Here is a 22321-nt window from a genome sequence, read left to right as displayed (position 1 = left end):
GACGGACATGACATCCCTTTCCCGCAGAGGCTTCATCGGCTCGTCCGGGCTGGTACTGGCCGGCGCCGCAGCGGTCTCGGGCCGCAGCGCCTTCGCCGCGGTGCCGGAAGCGCCGACCATGACGGAGGCTACGACGCAGGCGCCGCTCGTGCCGACCACCGGGCCGGATTACCAGCCGGTCGCGACCCTCAACGGCTGGTCGCTGCCCTGGCGGATGAACGGCGACTGGAAGGAATTCCATCTCGTCGCCGAGCCGGTGGTGCGCGAACTCGCACCCGGCATGAAGGCCTATCTCTGGGGCTATAACGGCCAGTCGCCGGGGCCGACGATCGAGGCGGTCGAGGGCGACAAGGTTCGCATCTACGTCACCAACAAGCTGCCGGAGAGCACGGCCGTGCATTGGCACGGCCAGCGTCTGCCAAACGGCATGGACGGCGTCGGCGGGCTGACGCAGCCGCATATCCCCTCGGGCAAGACCTTCGTCTACGAGTTCGTGCTCCGGCGCTCCGGCACCTTCATGTACCACCCGCATTCGGACGAGATGGTCCAGATGGCGATGGGTATGATGGGCTTCTTCGTCGTCCATCCGAAGGACCCGGCCTTCCGCCGCGTCGACCGCGATTTCGTCTTCCTGCTCAACGCCTTCGACATCGAGCCCGGCTCCTATGTGCCGCGCGTCGCGGAGATGACCGAGTTCAACATGTGGTGCTGGAACAGCCGCGTGTTCCCGGGCATCGATCCTTTCGTCGTCGGCCTGAACGACAAGGTCCGGATCCGCTTCGGCAACCTGACCATGACCAACCACCCTGTCCACATGCACGGCTACGAGTTCAAGGTCTCCTGCACCGATGGCGGCTGGGTCGATCCGGCGGCGGCCTGGGACGAGGTCTCGATCGATGTCGCCGTCGGCCAGATGCGCGCCTTCGATTTCGTCGCCGACGAGCCGGGCGACTGGGCGATCCACTGCCACAAGTCGCATCACACGATGAATGCGATGGGGCATTCGGTGAAGAACTATATCGGCGTGGACAAGAAGGATCTGGCGAAACGCATCGCCAAGATCGCGCCGGGCTACATGCCGATGGGCTCCAACGGCATGGGCGAGATGGGATCGATGGAGATGCCCTTGCCCGACAATACCTTGCCGATGATGACCGGCTTCGCCCAGTTCGGCCCCGTCGAGATGGGCGGCATGTTCTCGGTGGTGAAGGTCCGCGATGGCCTGGCGAAGACCGACTACAAGGACCCCGGCTGGTTCAAGCATCCCGAGGGGACCGTCGCCTACGAGCTCAAGGGCGCAAAACTCGGCGAAGCGCCGCGCGCGACCTCGCCCGACAGCGGCGTCAAGGCCGCGGAATGGCGCGCCAAGGACCCGCGCAAGCCGAGCCCAGGGCCGGACGGCAAGCCCCGCCCCGCGACCAAGAAACCGCATTCCAACCACTGACACGCCACTTCGGCCAGGAGAGCCTCATGGGCACAGCAGCATCCAAGCTCGCCGCGATCGCGGTCATCCTCTCAGTCGGCGCGGCCTTGGCGGGTCCCGGCGGCGCCGGCCACGGCCACGGCGACGAGACCGCCTATGGCAAGGCGGGCGACCCGAAGAAGCCGGCCCGCATCGTCCAGGTCGTGATGAGCGAGCGCGACGGCAAGATGGCCTTCATCCCGGACCGGCTGGAGATCCGCCGCGGCGAGCAGATCCGCTTCCAGCTCCGCAACAACGGCGAACTCGACCATGAGCTGGTGCTGGCCACGCTGGAGGAGAACCTCAAGCATGCCGTCGAGATGCAGAAGAATCCCGACATGGAGCATGACGATCCGAACGCCAAGCGGCTCGCGCCGAAGAAGACCGGCGAGATCGTCTGGGCCTTCACCAAGGCGGGCGAGTTCGACTTCTCCTGCCTCATCCCCGGCCATCGGGAAGCCGGCATGACCGGCAAGATCATCGTCAAGTGAACGATTTCAGCGAAAGGAACCCGCCATGCTGAAGACCGCCGCCACCCTCGCCTTCCTCGTTGCCGCGCTGCCGGCCGCCGCCCAGTCGGTCAACGGCACCGTCACCAAGATCGACGAGGCCCAGGGCAAGCTCACCATCAATCACGGCCCGATCAAGAACCTCGACATGGATGCCATGACCATGGTGTTCCGGGCCGGCGACCCGGCGATGCTCAAGGGTCTCAAGGCCGGGACCAAGGTCAAGTTCGACGTCGACCGCGTCAACGGCCAGCTCACCGTCACCAAGCTCCAGCCCGCCAAATGACGCCCCCCGGACGAGACGGGCGCGTCCGGCGTGCCCGCCTCGCCCATACCATTCCGGTTATCCTCGGGGGGCTGGCGGCCGGCACCGCGGCCCTGGCCTCCGATGGCGATCTGCAAAAGGTCCTGCTCGAACTGGGCTGCCTCGAGCCGCGGATCGAGACCGTCCTGCAGCAGCGCGGCATCGTCGCCTACAGCGCCAATTGCCTCGGCTCCTCGCACAAGACGATCATCATCGTGTGCAGCGATGGCCGCTGCCGGCCGGGCGCCCCGGTCCGGGAGCGCGACCGCTAGGTTGTTCCACTTTGCTCCACCGCAAAGACAGTCCCGGCCGGGCCGCTACATCCCTTCGCGACGAAGCGGGAACATCCCATGACCCTGTCCGAAGTGACGCGCAACAAGGCGATCCTGACCATCCTCCTCCTTGCCGTCGTGGCAGCTGCGGCGGCGATCGCCGTCTTCGGCACCGGCCTCTTTCAGGTCATCCTGTTTTCCGCCTTCGCCCTGTCGGCAACGATCCTCTCGACCTTCCTCGTCGTCGCGCTGAACTAGGCGGCTTTCGACCAGCTCAAGGCAGGCATTCCCGCAAGACCCGGATCTGGTCCTCGACCCATTCGTCCGTCATCATCTCCAGCGGCGCGTTGAATGAGACGGCCATGTTGACGTCGTGCGGAGCCTGGCTCGGCCGGGGCAGCCCGATGCCGCCCTGCCCCGGAAAATAATACCCCATGTTGAGCGCGTAGCCGCGGCGCTGCGCATCGACGACCTGCCCGAGGATGACATCGCCGTCGACATGGCGTCCGGAGGGGTGCTTCAGATAGCGCTCGGCATTCGCCGCGAGTATCTGCTGGATCGCGGCATCCGATAGCAGCGACATCAGGGCGAGACTGCCCGCGCCGACGCCCATCGGCACGCGATAGCCCACGCCCATCGAGAACTGGCGCCGCGTCGAACGGCTGATCATCTCGGCGCAGACCGCGTCGACCCCGGATTGCACGATCAGATAGACGGTGAAGCCGGTCAGGCGCGCGAACTCGGTCATGCCGGGACGAACCTTCTCGACCTGCGGCTCGAGCCGCTCCTGCCGCCGCGCCAGCATCGGGACGGCCGAGCCAAGCCGGTAATGGCCATAGCGTCCCGTCGGCTCGGCGAACCCCTTCAGCAGGAGGGCGACGAGGCTGCGATGCGCCACCGACTTCGCGCAGCCCATGCGCTCGGCGATCTCCGCCAGGCTCAATCCTTCCGGCCCGACCTCGCCGAGCGCGAGGACGATATCCAGCGCTCGCTCGGCATTCGACGAGGAGCTGAGGGCCTTTTTCACATCAATAATTCCGATTATCAGAACAAATTATGGCACATCATATCGAATAGAGGAATTTGTTGACAAGAGCCGACTTCTCCGTTCCGCTGGGACTGCTGCCGGATCGTCGAGACGTCTAGGAGCGCCTCGTCATCCGGCTGCCAACAGCAGCCGCACCAGCCCCATCGCTGGTCGGACAATGCGGGGGCGAACCGGATGGTGTCATTCCTGGCGAGGCGTCTGGGCTTCGCCGTCGTCACATTGTTCAGCGTCCTGACGCTGGTCTTCCTGATCGTCCGGATCCTGCCGGGCGATCCCGTCCTGGTGATCCTCGGCGACCAGGCGAGCCCGGCCAGCGTCATCGCGCTGCGCCAGCGTCTCGGCCTCGACCAGTCGCTTCCCGTCCAGTACGGGCACTTCCTGCTCCAGGCCCTGCGTGGCGACCTCGGCACCTCGATGATCTCGGGCCGGCCGGTGACGGAGGAGATCCTCGCGGTCCTGCCCTATACGCTGGAACTGACCATCGCGGCCCTGATCCTCGGTGCCGCGCTCGGCATCCCCGCCGGCGTCTGGGCCGCGGTCCGGCGCAACCGGCTGCCCGATTACGTGCTGCGCCTGCTCTCGTTGCTGGGTCTCTCCCTGCCGGCCTTCGTCGCCGCGATCATCCTGCTGATGGTCTTCGCCATCCAGTTGCGCTGGTTCCCGGTGATCAGCGCCGGCGGCGCCGACACGCTGACCGAGCGCCTGCGGCAGATGGCGCTGCCGACCTTGGCGTTGGCGCTGATCATGATGGCCTACATCACCCGCGTGACCCGCTCGGCGATGCTGGAAGTGCTGAGCCAGGATTTCGTCCGCACGGCGCGAGCCAAGGGCGCCTCCGCCTCGGCCGTGATCTGGTCGCATGCCCTCGGCAACTGCCTGATCCCGATCACCACCGTCATCGGGCTCTATCTGGGCATCCTGATCGGCAATTCGGTTCTGACCGAGATCGTGTTCTCGCGCCCAGGCCTCGGCAAGCTGATCCTGACTGCGCTCAGCCAGCGCGACTACACGCTGCTGCAGGGGATGATCGTGGTCTACACGCTGATGGTCGTCGTCGTGAACCTGCTGACCGACCTGACCTACGGCTTTCTCGATCCGAGGGTGCAGTACAAATGAGCGAGATCGCCTCGGAAGCCGTTCGTCCCGCCACCCGCCAGAGCGCCTTCCGCGGCGTGCTGGCCCGGCTCAACCTCACGACCTGGGTCGGCGTCGCCATCGTCGTGCTGCTGGTGCTCGCCGCGATCTTCGCGCCCTATCTCGCGACGCATCCGCCGGCGAAGCAGAGCATCATGGACCAGCTCGCCCCACCCGGCGGCGGCTACCTGCTCGGTGCCGACCAGTTCGGCCGCGACATCTGGTCGAGGCTGCTCTTCGGCGCACGCTATTCCCTCACCATCGGCCTCTTCGCGATCCTGACGGCGCTGCTGATCGGCTCGCTGATCGGCATGACAGCGGGCTATCGCGGCGGGCGCACCGACATCCTGCTGATGCAGGTGATGGACGTCATCCTCGCCTTCCCCTCGCTGATCCTGGGCCTCGCGCTCGTCGCCCTGATGGGCGCGACGATGACCAATATCGTCATCGCCATCGCCTTCACCGCGACGCCCGCCTTCGCCCGGATCGCGCGCGCCGCCGTCATCGCCCAGCGCGACCGCGAATATGTCCAGGCCTGCCGCGCCATGGGCTTCTCGGGCGGGCGCATCCTGTTCCGCCACATCCTGCCGGCGATCCTGCCGGAGGTGATGGTGATGACCTCGCTCTGGATGGCGACGGCGGTGCGCACCGAAGCCTCGCTCGCCTTCATCGGCCTCGGTCTCGCCCCGCCGACGCCGACCTGGGGCGGCATGGTGCGCGAGGGCTTCGACAACATCCTGAGCGCGTTCCACCTCGCGCTCTTCCCGAGCCTCGCGATCCTGATCCTGGTGCTGGCCTTCAACCTGATCGGCGACGGCCTGCGCGACGCGATCGATCCCCGCCTGAAGGACGCCTCGTGATGGTCGGCAAGAAAGCAAGCGCCGAGAACACGAGCGGCAAGCCGGTCCTGTCGGTCAGCGGCCTGACGATCGCCTTCGGCCCCACCACCGTCGTGCATGATCTCGGCTTCGAGATCGCCGCCGGTGAGACGCTCGCGGTCGTCGGCGAATCCGGTTCGGGCAAGAGCGTGACCTCGCTCGCGATCATGGGCCTGCTGCCCGAGCGGATCGGACGGGCGAGCGGCTCGGTCAAGCTCGGCGACCGTGAATTGCTGACGCTCGGTGAAACCGAGATGCGCGGCGTGCGCGGCGGCCAGGTCAGCATGATCTTCCAGGAGCCGATGACCTCGCTGAACCCGGTCCAGCGCATCGGCGACCAGATCGGCGAGGCCATCCGCATCCACCGAGGCCTCAAGGGCGCGGAATTACGCGAGGCGGTGCTGGAGATGCTGCGCAAGGTGCGCATTCCTGATCCTGAGGAACGCATCGACAACTACCCGCACACCTTTTCCGGTGGGATGCGCCAGCGGGTGATGATCGCGATGGCGCTGGCCTGCAACCCGGCCCTGATCATCGCCGACGAGCCGACCACCGCGCTCGACGTCACCGTGCAGGCGCAGACGCTGGCGCTGCTCAAGGAACTGCAGCGCGAGACCGGCACGGCGATCCTGTTCATCACCCATGACATGGGCGTGGTCGCGGAAATCGCCGACCATGTCCTCGTCATGCGCCGCGGCCGCGCCATCGAGCAGGGCACGGTCCACGAGGTCTTCTCCAACCCGCGCGACGCCTATACCCGCAGCCTGATCGCAGCCGCGCCGAGCCTCGTCGGCAAGCTCGCGGACGGCACTATTCCCGCGCAAAACGTCGAGGGCGTGCCGCTCTCCTTCCGCGGCGACGCGCCGGTGCTGGAGGTGCGCGATCTCTCGGTCCGCTTCCCCTCGCGCGGCGGTCTGTTCGGCCGGCTCAAGGGCGAGGTCCATGCGGTCGAGCAGGTCTCCTTCGCCATCGGCAAGGGGGAGACGCTCGGCCTCGTCGGCGAGTCGGGCTCGGGCAAATCGACCATCGGCAAGGCGATCATCGATCTCGCGCCGCGCCATTCCGGCGGGATCACCGTCGCCGGCCGCCGGATCGACTATGCCGATCCACGCAGCCTCGCGAGCTTGCGCCGCGACGTGCAGATGATCTTCCAGGACCCGTTCGGATCGCTCGACACCCGCCAGAGCATCGGCTCGGCGATCATCGAGCCGATGCAGGTCCATGGCATCGCCTCCGGCAAGGAGGCGCGCTCCAGGATGGAATGGCTCTTGGAGCGTGTCGGGCTCGACCCGGCCCGCGCTACCAGCCTGCCGCATGAATTCTCCGGCGGCCAGCGCCAGCGCATCTGCATCGCCCGCGCGCTGGCGATGTCGCCGAAGCTGATCATCGCCGACGAGGCCGTCTCGGCGCTCGACGTGGCGATCAAGGCGCAGATCATCGACCTGATGATCGACCTCCAGAAGGAATTCGAGGTCTCCTATCTCTTCATCAGCCACGACATGGCGGCGGTCGAGCGCATCTGCGACCGCGTCGCGGTGATGTATTTCGGTGAGATCGTCGAGATCGGCGCGCGCGACGACGTCATCGGCCGGCCGGGCCACGGTTATACGCAGCGCCTCCTCTCCGCGATCCCGATCACCCATCCCGACCAGCGCGGCGGACGCCCGCCGCAGCGCGTCGACGCCACGCCGCCGCGCAGCCCGATGAAGCCCGTCGGCTACCGCCCGCCGCCGCAGAGCTGGGAGATGATGGCCGATGGCCATTTCATCCGCCGGGCCAGCTAGTCATCCAGGAGCCGGAACGCGAACCATGCACGCCATCGAGGAACTCGCCGCCTTCGTCGCCGACCACCCTGAAAGCGCCCTGCCGGCAGAAGCGCGGGAAAGCGCCTCGCTCCTGGTCGCCGACCTGATCGGGGCCACCGCCGCCGGTCTGGATTCGCGGCTGGCTATCGCCGCCCGCATTGCCGCCGAACAGCTCTACGGCTCCGGCCCGGCCGGTATCTGGCTCACCGGTACCAAGCTCAGCATCGCCGGCGCCGCCATGGCGAATGCCGCGGCGGCGAGTGCGCTCGACATCGATGACGGACATCGCGGCGCGGCCGGCCATGCCGGTGCGGGCATCATTCCGGCCGCCTTTGCCGTCGGCCAGGCGCTCGACGCCTCCGACGCGCACATCTTCGACGCGATTGCATTGGGCTACGATATCGCGCTCCGGGTCGCGACGTCTCGGCCGACACCGACCATCGAGACCTATAGCAGCGGCCGCTGGGTCAATTACGGCGTCGCCGCCGCGGCCGGGCGCCTGCTCGGCCTCGATGCCCCGGCGCTCGCCCATGCCATGGCCATCGCCGGCGCCGAAGGCCCGATCAGCTATCCCATGGGCACCTCGCTATACCAGGGCAGCACGGTGAAGGAGGTCATCCCGCCCGCCGTCGTCGCCGGCCTCACCGGCGCCTATCGGGCGCGTGCGGGCGCGACCGGCCCGCGCGACCTGCTCGACCGCGACGACCGCTTCACCCGCAGCGTGCTGACCGGCGGGCTAGGCGAGCGCTGGTGGCTGCAGGACTGCTATCTCAAGCCCTATGCCTGCTGCCGCTACATGCACGCCGCGGTCGATGCGATCCTGGCGCTGCGCGAGCCGGGCAAGCCGATCCTGTCGCTGCGCATCGAGACCTTCCCACGCGGGCTCGGCCTCGCCAACGAACGCGCCCCGCAGACGCTCGAAGGCGGGCAATACAGCTATTATTTCAGCTGCGCGTTGGCAGCGATCCATGGCGCCGCCGCCCTGCAGCCGGTCGACCCCGCCCATCTCCACGATCCGCAGGTGCTCGAACTCGCCGGCCGGATCGAGTTGTCCGCGCATGAGGATTTCGCGACCGCCTTCCCGAAGAGCACGCCCTGCCGCGTCATCATCGACCAGGGCGAGGGAGCGCGCAGCCTGACGGTGCCCTACCCGCTCGGCGACGTCGCCAATCCGATGAACCGCGCGCAGGTCACCGAGAAATTCCGGCGCATCGGCGCGGCAAGCGTCGCGCCCGACTGGCAGGACACGATCCTGGCCGCGCTCGGCGGGCTGACGAGCGATGGCTTCCGGCCTCTTTTCGCCGCGCTCGGGACACAGCCGGCGCGGCTGCGACTGGTTTCAACAGGGGAAGGCTAACAATGAAAAGCACCGCTTCGACCAAAGCCGGACTTCTCGCCGGCGTTCTCGGCTTCGGCCTGCTGGCATCGCTGCCGGCCTTCGCCGCGAAGACCGAACTGACCTTGGGCGCCGCCGCCGTCGATGTCGGCACGCTCGACCCGCATTATGCAAGCAGCACCTCGGACCGCATCCTCTCGGCCTGGATCTTCGGCGGGCTCGTGCGCTTCGCGCCCGGCTCGACCGACCCGGCCACGATCGAGGCCGATCTCGCCGAGAGCTGGCAGGCGAGCGACGACCGCCTGGTCTGGACCTTCAAGCTGCGCCCCGGCGTGAAATGGCAGCACGGCTATGGCGACGTCACGGCCGACGACGTGGTGTTCAGCCTCGACAAGGCGCGCGACGCGAAGCGCTCGGCCTTCGCCAGCGACTATGCCGCCTTCCAGAAGGTCGAGGCGGTCGATCCACAGACGGTCCGCATCACGCTGTCGAGCCGCGTGCCGAGCCTGCTCGGCCTGCTCACCAACTATGCCGGCGGCTTCATCATCTCGAAGAAGGCCTTCGAGGAGCGCGGCGAGAATTTCCGGCGCAACCCGGTCGGCTTCGGCCCCTTCGCGCTCGATGCGATCACGCCTGGCCAGGCCGTGACCTTCAAGGCGAACGACGCCTATTTCCGCGGCAAGCCCAAGCTCACCAAGATCACCTATCGCTTCCTCACCAATAATGCAGCGCGAGACCTCGCCTTCGTCGCTGGCGAGGTCGATGCCGCGACCGGCCTTGCCGACCAGCGCTGGCTGCAGCGCACGCTCGCCAATCCCGGCGTGGTCGTCGACAGCTTCGACCCGGCCGAGCTGACGACCCTCAGCGTCAACGTGACCAAGCCGCCCTTCGACAACATCAAGGTCCGGCAGGCCCTCGCCCATTCAATCGATGCGGCCAAGATCGCCCAGTATCGCGGCCCGCGCTTCACCCGTGCGGGCAAGTCGGCGATCCCCGCCAACAATCTCGGCTTCGACGAGAATGCCGGCGTCCTGCCGCCGGACCCGGCCAAGGCCAAGAAGCTGCTGGCCGAAGCCGGCTTCCCCAACGGCCTGACCGTCACCATGCTCGCCAGCCAGTTGCCGAGCCTGGAATCGACCGCGCAGATCATCCAGGGCCAGGTCGCGGAAGGCGGCATCACGCTCAATCTTCAGCCGGTCGAGCATGCCACCTGGCACCAGATGATCCGCAAGGACCTGAGCCCGCTCGTCATGTACGGCGCCGCGCGCTTCCCGATCGCGGACAATTACCTGACGCAGTTCTACCACTCGAAGAGCGCCATCGGGCAGCCCGGCCAAGTGACCAATTTCAGCCATTGCGACGTCGCCGACAAGCAGATCGAGGCAGCCCGCGGCGAGACCGACGCCAAGAAGCAGATCGCGCTGTGGCAGGAGGCGCAGAAGCTGATCATCACCAATGTCTGCGTCATCCCGATCACCGAGACCGGGCAGGTCTGGGCCCGCCGCGAGAAGCTCAAATGGGGTTTCGACCTCAAGGGCTCGATGTCGCTCGGCCCGCTCGTGACCGAACAGACGCATTTCGTCGACTGAACCACCCTTCGGCCGCGCCCCACCGGGCGCGGCCTCCCTCCATCCCAGACAAAGCCATGTCCAAGCTGACCTATCCGAAATACGCCAATCTCTGCGGCTGGACCGCGATGCTGCCCGCACGCACGCCCCGCGCCGCGCTGAACGACGACATCACCGTCGACTATGCCGTCGTCGGCGCCGGCTATACCGGCGTCGCGGCGGCCCGGCGCCTGCACGAGCTCGATCCGCAGGCGCGCATCGCCCTGATCGAGGCGACGACGGTCGGCGAAGGCTCCTCAGCCCGCAATTCGGGCTTCACCACCCCCGACGTGCTGCCGCGCACCGCTTCCATGGAAATGGCGGACAAGGCCCGCAACCAGAGCCGTTTGTTCACCGAAGCCTTCGAATGGCTGCAAGGCATCATCCGCGACAACGACATCGCCTGCGACATGCAGAAGGTCGGCTCGATCCGCGCCGCCGCGACCGAGGAGGGTGAAGCCACCCTGCGCAAGGTCGCCGAGGTCGCCCGGGCCAACAACCTCCAGCACACGGTCCTTGACCGGGCGGGCATCCGCGAGCGCATCGGCGCGGACTATTATCGCTACGGCCTGCACATGCACGACACCTGGCTGCTCCAGCCGGCGGCCTTGATCCGTGGCCTCGTCGATGCGCTCCCCGCGAACATCACGCTCTATGAGCAAAGCCCGGTCCGCGATATCAGGCGGGAAGATTCCGGCTGGCGCCTCGCCACCGAAGGCGGCAGCGTCCGCTGCCGGACGGTCGTGCTGGCCAATAACGGCTTCATTCCCCGGCTCGGCTACCTGAAATCGCGCATGGCGACGATCTTCACCTATGCCGCCGTCACCGAGGCGGTGAAGGAGACCGATATCGGACATCTCGGCCAGTCCCCGGCCTGGGGCCTGCTGCCCTCGCACCGGCTCGGCACGACCTTGCGCCGCATCGGCCGCGACCGGCTCATGGTCCGCTCGCTCTATGCCCATGATCAGGAGATCCCGCAGGCGACCGCCGTGCGCGCGTTGCGCGACCGCTTCCAGCGCCGCTGGCCGGAGCTGCGGCATGTCGATTTCGAATATGTCTGGGGCGGAACGACCGCCTTCACGATGAATGGCGCGCCCTGGTGGGGCAAACTCGAGGATGGGCTCTATGCCTCCGGCGGCTGCAATGGCAGCGGCCTCGCCAAGGGCACCATGCTCGGTCGCAGGCTCGCAGACCTGATCCGCGGCGTCGGCGACGCCAGGGAGGTCGAGACGATCATGGGCGAGGCGAGCTGGATCGCGCCCGAGCCCTTCCGCTCGATCGGCTTCCGCGTCATCTCGGCGCTGGAAAGCCGCAAGGCCGGGCTGGAGGCTTAGAGCTTATTGATTTCATGCGGAAACACCCCGTCATCCCGGGCTTGACCCGGAATCCATCGTAGAGCGCCGCGCCTCATGATGGATTCTGGATCGGCGCCGCTTCGCGGCTTGTCCAGAATGACGGCATGTGTCCGTGAAAAATGAAGCAAGCCTTTTGAAAGTGCCGGCGCCGGAACCCTCCGCGCCTCACCAGGTTTCCTTGACCGTCTCCATGGCGACATTGGTCGAGGTGTTCGCGACATGGGGCAGGTTCGAGATCTTCTCGCCCAGCACGGCCCGATAGCGCCTGATATCCGGCGTGCGGATCTTCAGGAGGTAGTCGAAGCGCCCCGCAATCATGTGGCACTCCTCGACCTCCCTGATCTTCTTGACCTCCTCGTTGAATTTCGAGAGTGCCTTTTCCGTGGTGTCGGACAGCTTCACCTCGGCGAAGGCGATGTGATCCAGCTTGAGCTTCGCCGGATTGAGCGTTGCCCGGAAGCCCTCGATATAGCCATCATCGACCAGCCGGCGGAACCGGATCTGGCAGGGTGTCTTCGACAGGCCGATCCGCGCGCCGAGCTCGGCGATCGAAATCCGGCCGTCCTCCCTGAGAACGTCGAGGATCTTGCGATCGAACGCGTCCAGATCGCCTTCAACAGGCGTTTCCTTAGGCTTCTTCACTTTCAATCTCCAAATCTGAAGTCCGAACGGACTGCATGATAGCGAAAATTGGACCACGCGAGAATCGTGCTCGTGATAAGCTCCCGCGCAAAGAACGGGAGAGGGTATCGCCCTCGGCCCGTCGCGCTCGAACCCGCCGGGACCCGCCATGAGCCAAGCCACCGCTGCCGCCGCCAACACCGCCACCAGCCCGGCGCCTTTCACGGGCTTCGCCCCGCCGATCCGCGAGCAGTCGGCGCTGCGCCAGGCGATCACCGCCGCCTATCGTCGCCCCGAAACGGAATGCCTGCCGCCCTTGCTGGCCGCGGCGAAGCTCACGCCGGCGGGCAAGCAGGAGATCGCCCACACGGGGCGCAAGCTGATCGAGGCGCTGCGGGCCAAGCACAAGGGCACCGGCGTCGAGGGTCTCGTTCAGGAATATTCGCTCTCCAGCCAGGAAGGCGTCGCGCTGATGTGTCTCGCCGAGGCGCTGCTGCGCATCCCGGACACCGCGACGCGCGATGCGCTGATCCGCGACAAGATCGCCGACGGCGACTGGAAGTCCCATGTCGGCGGCGGCAAGTCGCTCTTCGTCAATGCCGCGACCTGGGGCCTCGTTGTCACCGGCAAGCTGACCTCCACGGTCAATGACCGCAGCCTCGCCGCTGCCTTGACCCGCCTCATCGCGCGGGCCGGCGAGCCGGTGATCCGGCGCGGCGTCGACATGGCGATGCGGATGATGGGCGAGCAGTTCGTCACCGGCGAGACGATCGACGAGGCGCTGAAGCGCGCCCGGCCGCTCGAGGCGCGCGGCTTCCGCTATTCCTACGACATGCTCGGCGAGGCCGCGACGACCGCCGCCGATGCCGCGCGCTATTATCGCGACTACGAGAACGCGATCCATGCCATCGGCAGGGCCGCGAACGGGCGCGGCGTCTATGAAGGCCCGGGCATCTCGATCAAGCTCTCGGCGCTGCACCCGCGCTATAGCCGCGCCCAGGCCGGCCGCGTCATGGGCGAGTTGCTGCCGCTGGTGCGCGAACTCGCCCTGATCGCCAAGAGCTACGATATCGGTCTCAACATCGACGCCGAGGAAGCGGACCGGCTGGAGCTCTCGCTCGACCTGCTGGAGGCGCTGAGCTTCGATAATGCGCTGCAGGGTTGGAACGGTCTCGGCTTCGTGGTGCAGGCCTATGGCAAGCGCTGCCCCTTCGTGCTCGACTGGATCATCGATCTTGCCCGCCGTTCCGGCCGGCGCATGATGGTGCGTCTGGTCAAGGGCGCCTATTGGGATGCCGAGATCAAGCGCGCCCAGGTCGACGGGCTCGCCGATTTCCCGGTCTATACCCGCAAGGTCCATACCGACGTCGCCTATGTCGCCTGCGCCCGCAAATTGCTGGCGGCGCCCGATGCGATCTTCCCGCAATTCGCCACGCATAACGCGCAGACATTGGCGACGATCTATCACCTCGCCGGCACCGACTTCGCTGTCGGGAAGTACGAGTTCCAGTGCCTGCACGGCATGGGCGAGCCGCTCTATGACGAGGTTGTCGGCCAGGACAATCTCGACCGGCCCTGCCGCATCTATGCGCCGGTCGGCACGCATGAGACGCTGCTCGCCTATCTCGTGCGCCGCCTGCTCGAGAACGGCGCGAATTCCTCTTTCGTCAACCGCATCTCCGATCCGAAGGTGACGATCGATTCGCTCGTCGCTGATCCCGTCGATGTCGTCGAGGCGATGCCGGTGATCGGCATGCTGCATGACCAGATCGCGCTGCCGGAAAACCTCTACGGCGCCGATCGCACCAATTCGAAAGGCATCGACCTCTCCAACGAGGCGGCTTTGGCCGAGCTTGCCGACAATCTCGCGGCGACGGTCGGCCAGAATTGGCATGCCATGCCGCTGCTCGCGGACAACTCCACCGCCGGCACGACGCGGCCGATCCTGAACCCAGCCGATCATTCCGATGTCGTCGGACAGGTCACCGAGCTTGCGGTCGAGGATGCCGCCAAGATCGCCCGTCTCGCCGCCGAGGGCGGCAAGGCCTGGGCCGCCGTGCCCCCGGCCGAGCGCGCCGCCTGCCTCGACCGTGCCGCCGACATCATGCAGGCGCGCATTGAGACCCTGATGGGCATCGCCATGCGCGAAGCCGGCAAGTCCGCCGCCAATGCGATCAGCGAAGTGCGCGAGGCCATCGACTTCCTGCGCTACTATGCCGACCAGGCGCGCAAGACGCTCGGGCCGGCACATGCGCCGCTCGGACCGATCGTCTGCATCAGTCCGTGGAACTTTCCGCTGGCGATCTTCACGGGCCAAGTCGCTGCGGCGCTCGTCGCCGGCAATTCGGTGATGGCGAAGCCCGCCGGCGTCACGCCGATCATCGCCCATGAGAGCGTGAAGATCCTGCACGAGGCCGGCGTGCCGCGCGGTGCCTTGCAGTTCACGCCCGGCAGCGGACGTTTCGGTGCGGCGATGATCGCGGCACCGGAGACGGCCGGCGTGATGTTCACCGGCTCGACCGAGGTCGCGCGCGGCATCCAGGCGCAGTTGGCCCAGCGCCTCTCGGCCGAGGGCAAGCCGATCCCGCTGATCGCTGAGACCGGTGGCCAGAACGGCATGATCGTCGATTCCTCGGCGCTGGCCGAGCAGGTCGTCGCCGACGTCATCGCCTCGGCCTTCGACAGTGCTGGCCAGCGCTGCTCGGCGCTGCGCGTGCTCTGCCTGCAACAGGATATCGCCGACCGCACGCTCCACATGCTGCAGGGCGCGCTCAAGGAACTCACCATCGGCCGCACCGACAAACTCAGCGTCGATATCGGCCCGGTGATCAGCGAGGGTGCCCAGCGCGAGATTGACGAGCATGTCGCGCGCATGCGCGGTCTCGGCCGCAAGGTCGAGCAGCTTCCGCTGCCGGACGCCGCGGCCAAGGGCACCTTCGTGCCACCGACCATCGTCGAGCTGAAGAGTCTCTCCGACCTGAAGCGCGAGGTCTTCGGCCCCGTGCTCCACGTCATCCGCTATCAGCGCGACGATCTCGACAAGCTGATCGACGAGGTCAACGGCTCCGGCTACGGCCTGACCTTCGGCCTGCATACGCGGCTCGACGAGACGATCGCCCATGTCACCAGCCGCATCAAGGCGGGCAATCTCTACGTGAACCGCAACATCATCGGCGCGGTGGTCGGCGTGCAGCCCTTCGGCGGGCGCGGGCTGTCGGGCACGGGGCCGAAGGCGGGCGGGCCGCTCTATATCGGCCGGCTCGTGCGCAAGGCGCCGATCCCGCCGCAGCACAGCTCGATCCATACCGATCCGGCCTTGCTCGAATATGCCGCCTGGCTCTCGGGCAAGGGGCTGAACGCAGAAGCCAACACCGCCCGCGAGATCGGCGGCCACTCGGCGCTCGGTCTCCATGTCGAACTGGCCGGCCCGGTCGGCGAGCGCAATCTCTACGCGCTGCATCCGCGCGGCCGCATCCTGCTCGTGCCGCAGACCGAAGCTGGCCTCTACCAGCAGGTCGCGGCGGCGCTGGCAACCGGTAACCAGCTCGTCATCGACGCGGCTTCCGGGCTGAAGAGCGCGCTGTCGGGTCTGCCGGCGGCTGTCGAAGCCCGCGTCAGCTGGACCTCGGACTGGGAGGCCGATGGCCCGTTCTCGGGTGCGCTGGTCGAGGGCGACACCAAGCGGATCAGTGAGGTGAACCGCCGCATCGCCCAGCTCTCCGGCCCACTCGTGCTGGTGCAGGCGGCGAGCACGGAAGAACTCAAGCGCGATCCCGACGCCTATTGCCTGAACTGGCTGCTCGAGGAGGTCTCGACCTCGATCAACACCACGGCGGCCGGCGGCAATGCCAGCCTGATGACCATCGGCTGAGCCGAAGAATGCGCGTTCAGGCGCCTCCCTTGCGGATGGCGTCTGAACCTGCTCAAGGCTGTGCCGAAACACAGCATCAGGGGGAATTATGCAGGCCGATCGCGTCATCCAGACAGTCGAAGTCCATACCGGCGGCGAGCCGTTCCGGATCGTGACCAGCGGTTTGCCGCGCCTGCCCGGCAAGACGATCGTGCAGCGGCGCGATTGGGTGAAGACCCATATCGACGAGATCCGGCAGGCGCTGATCTTCGAGCCGCGCGGCCATGCCGACATGTATGCGGGCTATCTGACCGAGCCCGTCTCGCCCGAGGCCGATTTCGGCGTGATCTTCGTTCATAACGAGGGCTACAGCGACCATTGCGGCCACGGCGTCATCGCGCTCGCGACCGCGGCCGTCGAGCTCGGTTGGGTCAAGCGCACCGAGCCTGAGACGCGCGTCGGCATCGATGCACCCTGCGGCTTCATCGAGGCCTTCGTGACCTGGGACGGCAGGCGCGCCGCCAGCGTGCGCTTCGTCAACGTGCCCTCCTATCTCGTTCATCGCGACGTCACCGTAGAGACGCCGACCTATGGGCGCGTCACCGGCGATATCGCCTTCGGCGGCGCCTTCTATTTCTACACCGACGGCCGCCCCTTCGGCCTCGCGATCCGACGGGAGAATGCCGAGGCGCTGATCCGCTTCGGCGCCGAGGTGAAGATCGCCGCCAACAAGGCCTTCCCGGTCGTGCATCCGGAAATCCCGGAGCTGAACCATATCTACGGCACGATCATCGATGGTGATCCGCTCGATCCCAAGGCGACGCAGGCCAATTGCTGCATCTTCGCCGACCGGCAACTGGACCGCTCGCCGACCGGCTCCGGCACGGCCGGGCGCACCGCGCTGCTCCATGCCAAGGGGCTGCTCAAGCCGGACGAGCTTCTGGTCAACGAGTCCATCGTCGGCTCGATCATGACGGGCCGCGTCCTGCGGGAGACCAGGCTCGGAAAGATCGACGCCATCATCCCGGAAGTCTCGGGCAGCGCGCATATCTGCGGCCAGGCGACCTGGACCATCGACCGCGACGACCCGCTGCGGCACGGCTTCCTGCTGCGTTAGCGATGCCGGGCCATCAGCCGTTCAGCAGAAGCTCCACCAGCCGCTTGGTGCTGTTGACGTTGTATTTCCGAAGCAGCCGCGCACGATAAATATCGACGGTGCGCGGGCTGATATTCAGCGCCTTTGCAATCTCCTTGCCCGTCCTGCCGTCGATCAGCAGCGCGGCCACGTCCCGTTCGCGCGGGGTCAGCGACGTCCGCAGCGACTGGCCGTCGGATTCTGCCTTTCCGAGCTCGGAGAACACCCAGAGCGTGTGTTCATGGGCGTCGTCGGGCGTATAGGTGAACCCGCTGACCCTGACCCAGAACAGGTCGCCGTCGAGACGTCGCATCACGCGGTCGTCGGTGTAGCTGCGCTCGGCCGCCAGGCGCGTGCCGACCCGCTTGCCGGTCTCCTCGTAATCGGATTGCGTCGGATAGAGCCGCTCGAACGATTGGCCGACCAAACCGTCCATCGATCCGCGAAACATCCTGGCGAAGGCGTGGTTGCAGGCCAGGAGGGCACGACTGCGGCCGATGACCAGCCCAACCGGGGCATTCTCGAAAGCCAGCCGGAAATCCACATCCATCGCCGGTCGTCCCCGATCGCTCTCAGCCGACGAGCCGGCCGGACACTTAAGTGTCCGATACCTATAGGATTAAGTGAATAGGTAGCCTAGCCTCTCCAGGAAATAGGACAGGACCGATGAAACTCACCGATTTCAAAGCCCTCACCTTCGACTGCTACGGCACGCTGATCGACTGGGAAACCGGCATGTTCGAGGGGCTGAAGCCGCTCACCAGCCGGCTGGCCACGCCGCCGACGCGCGATCAGGTTCTGGAAGCGCATGCGCGCCATGAATCGTCGCAGCAATTGCAGACACCGGCGAAAATCTATCGGGACCTGCTGCCGATCGTCTACAAGCGCCTCGCCGAGGAATGGGGCCTGTCCGTTTCCTGGGAGGAGTGCGAGGCCTACGGGCACTCGGTCAAGAACTGGCCGGCCTTCCCCGATTCCGCCGAAGCGCTCCAGTATCTCAAGCGCCATTACAAGCTGGTGATCCTGTCGAATGTCGACAACGAGAGCTTCGCCGCCAGCAATGCGAAGCTCAAGGTTGCCTTCGACGCGATCTATACGGCCGAGGATATCGGCTCCTACAAGCCGTCGGAGCGCAATTTCGACTACATGCTCCGCAACCTGGAGACGCTGGGCATCCGAAAGGGCGAGGTCCTGCACACCGCCGAGAGCATGTTCCATGACCATGGCCCGGCGAACCGGCACGGCCTGGCCTCCTGCTGGATTTATCGCCGCCACGACAAGGACGGCTTCGGCGCGACCATGCACCCTGGCGACATGCCGCGATACGATTTCCGCTTCAACAGCATGGCCGACCTCGCCAAGGCGCACCGGGAAGCGCTCGGCGGCTGATCGCAGCACATCCCCCACAAGACCGGCCGGCACGAAAGCGTCTCAGCCCCCCTGCCCGGCCGCATCGTCCTGCGCTCGAAACCGGGGACCGCCGAACATCGCGTCCCCGGCTCCGCCCTCGACGATCTGCGGCAGCAGCGCCTTCCAGGCCTCGATCATGTCGGTGAAATAGCCGGGGTCCTGGCGCAGGACGGTCTGCACGCCCATGCCGCGCACCAGGCAGACCGTCAGGTTGAGGATGATGCGCGCCTCGCGGGCCGTGCGCTTCTCCGGGTTGCAGAACTCCACCCAGGTTGCATCGAGCGCCTCGTGGAACCGCTTCACGACCGGGATCATCCGCTCGCGCAGCTCGGCATCGTTGCGCGCCTCGGTGATCATCTCCAGCGACAGGTAGAAGAAGCGCCCGGAAAACAGCTCCCAGAGGAAACCGACGAAGCCTTCGAGGGAAAGCTCGCCCTTCTGGACACGCCGGGCGACGGCGCGGATGTCGGCGGTGCCGTCGTCGAGTAGGCGCTCCATCGCCGCCAGGATGATGTCCGCGCGGGCCGGGAAATGATAGAGCAGCGCCCCGCGCGACACCTGCGCACGCTCGGCGATCTCCTGCGTCGTCGCCGCGTGGTAGCCGACATCGTGGATGACATCGAGCGTAGCCCCGATCAGGCGCTCATAGGTCGCAACGCTGCGCGCCTGTTGCTGGCGCTCGGAGCGCGAGGCCGTCTTCATCTCTGCGCCCATCTGTCCGCTCCACACCCTGTTGGCTCACGGCGGCCAGGGTTTCGATGAAATAAAAACAATCTTGCCTGATTTTTTCAAGAGCATACCGTGCCCGGATCACGACGCGAATGCGCGCGCGGAGGGAGAGAACCATGGCTGATGACGACTACAAGAACAGGAGCTACGGCGAGATTCCGGTTGGCTTCGGCAAGAAGCCGGGCATCGTCGTCGTCGACTTCCAGACCGGCTTCACCGACGCCCGGTATCCGCTCGGGGGAGCACCGCTCGTCATGCGCGCGGTGGAGAACACCGCCAGGCTGCTGGAGGTCGCGCGCCGCTACAACGTGCCGGTCGCCAACTGCAACACGGCCTATATGAGCGAGCGCGAGATGCCGTACTGGAAGATCACCGCCGTGCGGGACACCTTCCGCCACGACCATCCCAGCTCCGCCTTCGATGCGCGCATCTACGACCCCGATTACGACCTGACGATCTGCAAGAAGGCGCCGTCGATCTTCTTCAACACCGGCGTCAGCGACTATTTCAACAAGGAGCGCGTCGACACGGTGATCGTCACCGGCTGCAACACCTCGGGCTGCATCCGCGCCACCTCGATCGACAGTTTCAGCTACCGCTACCGCACCATCGTGCCCGAGGATTGCGTCGGCGACATCGAGGAGCAGCCTCATCGCGACAACCTGCGCGATCTCGGCCGACGCTATGTCGACGTCTCCGATCTCAAGACCGTGCTGGCCTATCTGGAAGACTGGCACCGGCAGAACGCCGCCTGACCCGTTTTTGGGCCGCCCTGTCCTCGCCCGGATCGGTGACGCAGAGCCATCTGCGCCACCTAAAGCGGCCCGAGATCGCGCACGATCAGGTTGTAGAGCGCCTGTGCGGCCGGGGTCAGCGTCTCGCCCCGCCTCCGGATCAGCGAGACCGGCCGGTCGACGATCGGGTCCACCAGCGGAATCTGCGCGAGATCGGGACGCAGGTTCTCCACGAGCGACTCGACCAGGATGGCGATGCCGAGCCCTTCCGAGGCTAGTCCGATCGCGCTGGAGAAATACTCGACCACGAACTTGGTCTTCACCTCGATGCCGGAGCGCGAGAGCTGCGCTTCCATCAGCAGCCGGTTGCCGCTGCTGCCGCCGAGCGTGATCAGGTCCTGGCCGGCGAGGTCCGCCCAGGCGATGGTCTCGCGCCCGGCCAGCGGATGGTCGTTGCGGCAATAGACCACGAAGGGATCGCGGACCAGGATCTCGTTATGCAGGTCCTGCTGGTTCGGCGGCTGGACATGCAGGCCGAACTCGGCCTGGCGCCGCCGCACCGCCTCGATCACGAGCGTGCTGGTCCGGTCGAGGATTTCGACGCGGTTGTTGGGATGGCGCGTGGCATAGCTCCGCAGGATGCGTGGCAGGCGCCCATACATCAGCGAGGGGACCGAGGCGATCGTGATGTCGCCGGTCGAGAAGCGCGACATCGTCTTCAGCCGCTCGAACGACCGGTCGACGGCGTCGACCATTCGCTGGGCTTCCGGCAGGAACTCGCGGCCGATGCTGGTCAGCGCGACGGTGCGCGTCGTTCGGTCGATCAGCTTCAACCCGACATGGGCTTCGAGCCGCTGGATGCGCCGCGTCAGGCCGGTCTGCGTGACGTGCAGCTTCTCGGCCGCCTTGTTGAAGCTGCCGAGCTCCGCGATCTGGATGAAGGTCTCGATGCCGTCGATCGGATGTTTCATGACAAAAGATCATTGATATATGTCATTATTTCAGCATACGAGCCTCGCCGCCTTGGTCAATAGTGTTCCCGAAAGGCGCCCAACCGTTGCGAAGCGGGATGCGAGGCAGCCGTGAGGAAACGCAGAGATGACCGATACCAGTGCCCGCACTCGCGGCAGGCGCGTGCTCGTCACGCATGACCGTTTGGCCGAGAACGCCATCGAGCTTCTCAACGCGCATGACGTCGACGTCTTCTTCTCGCCGGCCTACGCGCCGAGCGAGCAGGTGGCGCAGCGTGCAGCCGAGTTGCAGGTCGATGCCCTGATCGTCCGCCAGGGCCGCGTCGACGAGGCGATCATCGCCGCCTCCCCCCGTCTGAAGGTCATCGCCAAGCACGGCGTCGGCGTCGACAATATCGACCTGCAGGCGGCCGCCGCGCGCGACATCCCCGTCATCCGCGCTATGGGCTCGAACTCGCGCGCCGTCGCCGAACACACCATTGCGCTGGCCCTGACCCTGCTGAAGGACATCCCGCGCCTCGACGCAGCCGTGAAGGCCGGCACCTGGCCGAAGCCGAGCTTCATCGGGCGCGACATCATCGGCACCGTCATCGGCCTCGTCGGCTTCGGCTCGATCGGCCAGCATGTCGCCCGGATGGCGCAGGGTCTCGGCATGTCCGTCCTGCTGCACGATCCCCATGCCCGCGAGGCCATCGCGCAGTTCGGTAGGGATTGCGAACGCGATCTCGACAGCCTCATTGCGGAAGCCGACATCGTCAGCCTGCATTGCCCGCTGACCAACGCCACGCGCGATCTCCTGGATGCGCGCCGCTTCGGCCTGATGAAGCCGAACGCCCTCGTCGTGAACACGGCGCGCGGCGCCCTGATCAACGAGGCGGCGCTGGCTGCCGCGCTGCTGGAAGGCCGGATCGCCGGCGCGGCCCTCGACAGCTTCACGGTCGAGCCACCGGCTCCGGACAGCCCGCTCTGGGCGCTGCCCAACCTGATCGCCACCCCGCATATCGCCGGCGTGACCGCGGGATCGGCCAAGACCATGGCCGAGATCGCCGCCCGGCACGTCATCGCCGTGCTCGATGGAGAAGAGCCGGATGCGGCCAGCCTCGCGAGGTTGACCGAACTCGCAGCCTGAAGATCCGGACCAGATACCGGACGACAAACAAG

The 22321-nt window shown here is 66.6% G+C and carries 21 protein-coding genes; 16 read left to right on the top strand and 5 right to left on the bottom strand.

Annotation, left to right across the window (positions count from 1 at the left end):
* Positions 1 to 7: 7 nt before the first annotated feature.
* The 5 genes from AC6RIC_RS07950 (at position 8) to AC6RIC_RS07930 (ending at position 2805) form a co-directional block, all read left to right on the top strand.
* Positions 8 to 1444: a multicopper oxidase family protein gene (locus tag AC6RIC_RS07950; protein ID WP_499735749.1), complete on the top strand. Its 1437-nt coding sequence runs from the start codon at positions 8 to 10 to the stop codon at positions 1442 to 1444.
* Positions 1445 to 1470: 26 nt separating this feature from the next.
* Complete coding sequence (locus AC6RIC_RS07945) at positions 1471 to 1953, top strand: cupredoxin domain-containing protein (RefSeq protein ID WP_499735748.1); 483 nt, start codon at positions 1471 to 1473, stop codon at positions 1951 to 1953.
* A 25-nt stretch (positions 1954 to 1978) separates the two neighbouring features.
* Positions 1979 to 2257, top strand: a complete 279-nt coding sequence (locus tag AC6RIC_RS07940; RefSeq protein WP_454655844.1) for a copper-binding protein — start codon at positions 1979 to 1981, stop codon at positions 2255 to 2257.
* Complete coding sequence (locus tag AC6RIC_RS07935; protein WP_499735747.1) at positions 2254 to 2547, top strand: hypothetical protein; 294 nt, start codon at positions 2254 to 2256, stop codon at positions 2545 to 2547. Before AC6RIC_RS07940 ends, AC6RIC_RS07935 begins: the two co-directional genes overlap by 4 nt.
* Positions 2548 to 2625: 78 nt before the next feature.
* Positions 2626 to 2805, top strand: coding sequence for a hypothetical protein (locus tag AC6RIC_RS07930; protein WP_488847549.1), 180 nt, complete (start codon positions 2626 to 2628; stop codon positions 2803 to 2805).
* A gap of 16 nt (positions 2806 to 2821) precedes the next feature.
* Here AC6RIC_RS07930 and AC6RIC_RS07925 read toward each other — a convergent pair whose 3' ends face one another.
* Positions 2822 to 3574, bottom strand: a complete 753-nt coding sequence (locus AC6RIC_RS07925) for an IclR family transcriptional regulator (RefSeq protein ID WP_499735746.1) — start codon at positions 3572 to 3574, stop codon at positions 2822 to 2824.
* Positions 3575 to 3769: 195 nt separating this feature from the next.
* Between AC6RIC_RS07925 and AC6RIC_RS07920 the strand changes: the two genes are divergently transcribed.
* From AC6RIC_RS07920 to AC6RIC_RS07895, 6 genes are read left to right on the top strand one after another with little or no spacing between them, the layout of a single operon-like run.
* Positions 3770 to 4711 (top strand): ABC transporter permease, encoded by a 942-nt coding sequence (locus tag AC6RIC_RS07920; protein ID WP_454655840.1) that lies wholly within the window; start codon positions 3770 to 3772, stop codon positions 4709 to 4711.
* Complete coding sequence (locus tag AC6RIC_RS07915) at positions 4708 to 5589, top strand: ABC transporter permease (protein WP_454655839.1); 882 nt, start codon at positions 4708 to 4710, stop codon at positions 5587 to 5589. Before AC6RIC_RS07920 ends, AC6RIC_RS07915 begins: the two co-directional genes overlap by 4 nt.
* Entirely contained in the window at positions 5589 to 7391 is a 1803-nt protein-coding gene (locus AC6RIC_RS07910) for an ABC transporter ATP-binding protein (protein WP_499735745.1), read from the top strand. The genes AC6RIC_RS07915 and AC6RIC_RS07910 overlap by 1 nt, the downstream gene beginning before the upstream one ends.
* A 25-nt stretch (positions 7392 to 7416) precedes the next feature.
* Positions 7417 to 8769 carry an MmgE/PrpD family protein gene (locus tag AC6RIC_RS07905; RefSeq protein ID WP_499735744.1) on the top strand — a complete coding sequence of 451 codons (1353 nt, stop codon included), beginning with the start codon at positions 7417 to 7419 and terminating at the stop codon, positions 8767 to 8769.
* 2 nt (positions 8770 to 8771) lie between these two features.
* Positions 8772 to 10337 carry an ABC transporter substrate-binding protein gene (locus AC6RIC_RS07900; protein ID WP_454655836.1) on the top strand — a complete coding sequence of 522 codons (1566 nt, stop codon included), beginning with the start codon at positions 8772 to 8774 and terminating at the stop codon, positions 10335 to 10337.
* 56 nt (positions 10338 to 10393) lie between these two features.
* The gene (locus tag AC6RIC_RS07895; RefSeq protein WP_499735743.1) at positions 10394 to 11689 is read left to right on the top strand and encodes an NAD(P)/FAD-dependent oxidoreductase; all 1296 of its coding nucleotides are present in this window, start codon (positions 10394 to 10396) and stop codon (positions 11687 to 11689) included.
* A gap of 186 nt (positions 11690 to 11875) precedes the next feature.
* Here the strand turns inward: AC6RIC_RS07895 and AC6RIC_RS07890 are convergent, their stop codons facing one another.
* Positions 11876 to 12352: an Lrp/AsnC family transcriptional regulator gene (locus AC6RIC_RS07890; RefSeq protein ID WP_454655834.1), complete on the bottom strand. Its 477-nt coding sequence runs from the start codon at positions 12350 to 12352 to the stop codon at positions 11876 to 11878.
* 148 nt (positions 12353 to 12500) lie between these two features.
* Between AC6RIC_RS07890 and putA the strand changes: the two genes are divergently transcribed.
* Positions 12501 to 16202, top strand: a complete 3702-nt coding sequence (gene putA, locus AC6RIC_RS07885) for a trifunctional transcriptional regulator/proline dehydrogenase/L-glutamate gamma-semialdehyde dehydrogenase (protein ID WP_499735742.1) — start codon at positions 12501 to 12503, stop codon at positions 16200 to 16202.
* Positions 16203 to 16290: 88 nt separating this feature from the next.
* A complete protein-coding gene (gene lhpH, locus AC6RIC_RS07880; RefSeq protein ID WP_499735741.1) occupies positions 16291 to 17298 on the top strand; it encodes a trans-3-hydroxy-L-proline dehydratase in 1008 nt (335 codons plus the stop codon).
* A 13-nt stretch (positions 17299 to 17311) separates the two neighbouring features.
* On the opposite strand, the gene AC6RIC_RS07875 is transcribed toward lhpH, so the two are convergent.
* The gene (locus AC6RIC_RS07875; protein ID WP_454655831.1) at positions 17312 to 17866 is read right to left on the bottom strand and encodes a helix-turn-helix transcriptional regulator; all 555 of its coding nucleotides are present in this window, start codon (positions 17864 to 17866) and stop codon (positions 17312 to 17314) included.
* Positions 17867 to 17982: 116 nt separating this feature from the next.
* On the opposite strand from AC6RIC_RS07875, the gene AC6RIC_RS07870 reads away from it, so the two are divergent.
* Positions 17983 to 18705 carry a haloacid dehalogenase type II gene (locus tag AC6RIC_RS07870; RefSeq protein ID WP_454655830.1) on the top strand — a complete coding sequence of 241 codons (723 nt, stop codon included), beginning with the start codon at positions 17983 to 17985 and terminating at the stop codon, positions 18703 to 18705.
* 42 nt (positions 18706 to 18747) lie between these two features.
* Here the strand turns inward: AC6RIC_RS07870 and AC6RIC_RS07865 are convergent, their stop codons facing one another.
* Entirely contained in the window at positions 18748 to 19440 is a 693-nt protein-coding gene (locus AC6RIC_RS07865) for a TetR/AcrR family transcriptional regulator (protein ID WP_499735740.1), read from the bottom strand.
* Positions 19441 to 19571: 131 nt separating this feature from the next.
* Here AC6RIC_RS07865 and AC6RIC_RS07860 point away from each other — a divergent pair, with 131 nt between their 5' ends.
* Entirely contained in the window at positions 19572 to 20210 is a 639-nt protein-coding gene (locus AC6RIC_RS07860; RefSeq protein WP_499735739.1) for an isochorismatase family protein, read from the top strand.
* Between the two features lie 59 nt (positions 20211 to 20269).
* Here AC6RIC_RS07860 and AC6RIC_RS07855 read toward each other — a convergent pair whose 3' ends face one another.
* Positions 20270 to 21160: a LysR family transcriptional regulator gene (locus AC6RIC_RS07855; RefSeq protein ID WP_499735738.1), complete on the bottom strand. Its 891-nt coding sequence runs from the start codon at positions 21158 to 21160 to the stop codon at positions 20270 to 20272.
* Positions 21161 to 21287: 127 nt separating this feature from the next.
* Here AC6RIC_RS07855 and AC6RIC_RS07850 point away from each other — a divergent pair, with 127 nt between their 5' ends.
* A complete protein-coding gene (locus AC6RIC_RS07850) occupies positions 21288 to 22289 on the top strand; it encodes a hydroxyacid dehydrogenase (protein ID WP_499735737.1) in 1002 nt (333 codons plus the stop codon).
* Positions 22290 to 22321: the final 32 nt, after the last annotated feature.

It is taken from the genome of Allobosea sp. TBD101, from assembly GCF_059817965.1.
This window is presented reverse-complemented; position numbering and strand designations above follow the sequence as displayed.